Annotated in this window: 1 pseudogene; it reads right to left on the bottom strand. The window is 56.0% G+C overall.

Annotation, left to right across the window (positions count from 1 at the left end):
• Window positions 1-1,870: pseudogene (locus C6H66_RS24515) on the bottom strand (hemagglutinin repeat-containing protein); the annotation flags it as partial.
• Window positions 1,871-2,019: the final 149 nt, after the last annotated feature.

Genomic DNA, 2,019 nt, shown 5'->3' with positions numbered 1-2,019 from the left:
CGGCTTTTATCTGACGGTCATTGATAAGATTACCGGCCGTTTTCAGGGTCAGATTGCCATTGGCCGCAGTGTTGCCGGTATGATGAAAATCCTCGGTTAAAGTGACCGCCATATCGCCCTGTGATAACAGTTGGCCGTCACCGCTCAGAGAGTGTGCGTTAATCGTGGCCTGTTCCCCGGCAATCAGCGTGCCTTGCCGGTTGTTAATCGCCAGATGCGGTTGCTGAGCCTCGCTTTTGAGAGTGAGCTGTTTGCCCGCAGAGACCAGCCCCTGAGTATTATTCAAGGTCTGGCTGATGTTCACTTTCAGATGGTTGGCTGCCCGTAAAGCACCCTGGGTATTGTCCACCTGTTGAGCGTTGACCGTCAGGTTTTGCGCTTCCAGTCCGTTATCAACCTGAGCTGTTTCCCGGTTAATCAGGTGAGTGGTGTTCAGGGTCAATTGCTGACCGCCACGGATAAGACCGCCGGTGTTATCGGTTTGAGTGTCAACATGAAGTTGGGTGTCGCCCACCGCCTGCGCCTGCCCGTGACGATTATCGAGCTGGTGAGTGTTCAGAGTTAAGGTGTCCGTGGATAACAGTTTACCATCCCGATTATCCAGCGCGGCGTGTCGGGTATCGATAGCCAACTGTCCGCCTTGAAGATGACCGTGACGATTATCCAGTGAGCCGCTGGTGACGGTCGTTTTGCCCTCACCTATAATCTGGCCCTGTTGGTTATCCAGTAACTGCCCGTTGGTGTCCAGATTCAATGCGTCTGCGGATTGTAAGGTGCCCTCGCGGTTTATCAGTTGCCGGCTGTGAATATCCAGTCCGCCATTACCCGCTATCATGCCGCCGGTGTTATCGGTGTCGCCGGCGCGCAGGGTTAAGTGCCCGCCACTTAACAACCGGCCCGCTTTTTGGTCGGTATTGCGGGTATTGGTGAGTCTATGGCCGTGGGTATCAATGGTCATCTCGCGACCGGATTGTAACAATCCCGCCGTATTATCCAGCGGGCCGCTGGTGACGGTCATTTTGCCCTCACCCATAATCTGGCCCTGTCGGTTATCCAGTAACTGCCCGTCGGTATCCAGAGTCAGGGCGTCGGCGGATTGCAGGGTGCCTTCGCGGTTTATCAGTTGCTGACTGTGAATGTCCAGCCCGCTATTTCCGGCTATCTGGCCCTGAGTATTATTGAGCGCGGTGCTGGTCAGCGTGGTTTTGCCGTCCGCCGCGATTATCCCGCCGGTGTTATCAACATCGCCGGTACGCAGGATTAACTGCCCGCCGCTTAACACCCGGCCCGCTTTTTGGTCGGCATGGTGGGTATTGGTGAGCTTCTGCCCATGGGTATCAATAGATATCTCGCGGCCAGCCTGTAACAGCCCCGCCGTATTATCCAGTTGACCACTGTTTAAGGTCAGGGTGTCTTCGGCTATCACCTGTCCGGCGGTATTGGTGAAGGGATGGCCTGTCGTCTGGCTGTCAATGTCTTGCGCCAGCAACACCCCCTGGGTGTTATCCAGGGTCTGGCTGGTCGTGGTCAGTCGGGTTTTGGCTTCGATATGACCGTTAACATTTTGAATAGTTTTGCCAACGGTCAGCGTAGCGCTGTTCCCGGCGGCAACAATGCTCCCCCGGCGATTATCCAGTTGGGTGGCGCTGAGTTGTAACGCGTTGCCCGCTTCCAGTCGGCCCGCCTGATTGTCCAGGGTGTCTTTGACCGCCAGTGTCAACGAACCCTGGTCGGCGGCCACGATGTTGCCGTGACGATTATCGACGGTCGTTGCTTTAAGGTTCAGGTTGCCGTTGCCCGCAAGGGTGCCGCGCTGGTTATCCAGTATCCGGGTAGTGAGGGACAAGTCATCCTTACCCTGTTGTTGCATCACGCCGCCTTGATGGCTCAGGGTGTCGGCGTTGACGGTTATCTGCCCGGCCTGAGTTTCGGCGTGGTTGAGTTGCAGTTCACCGGCCTGTATCGTCAGGGCGCCATTGGTGAGCAATTTGCCCTGATTGCCGAGCTGGAAATTTTAGT

It is taken from the genome of Photorhabdus hindustanensis (assembly GCF_002968995.1).
Classification (GTDB): domain Bacteria; phylum Pseudomonadota; class Gammaproteobacteria; order Enterobacterales; family Enterobacteriaceae; genus Photorhabdus; species Photorhabdus akhurstii.
This window is presented reverse-complemented; position numbering and strand designations above follow the sequence as displayed.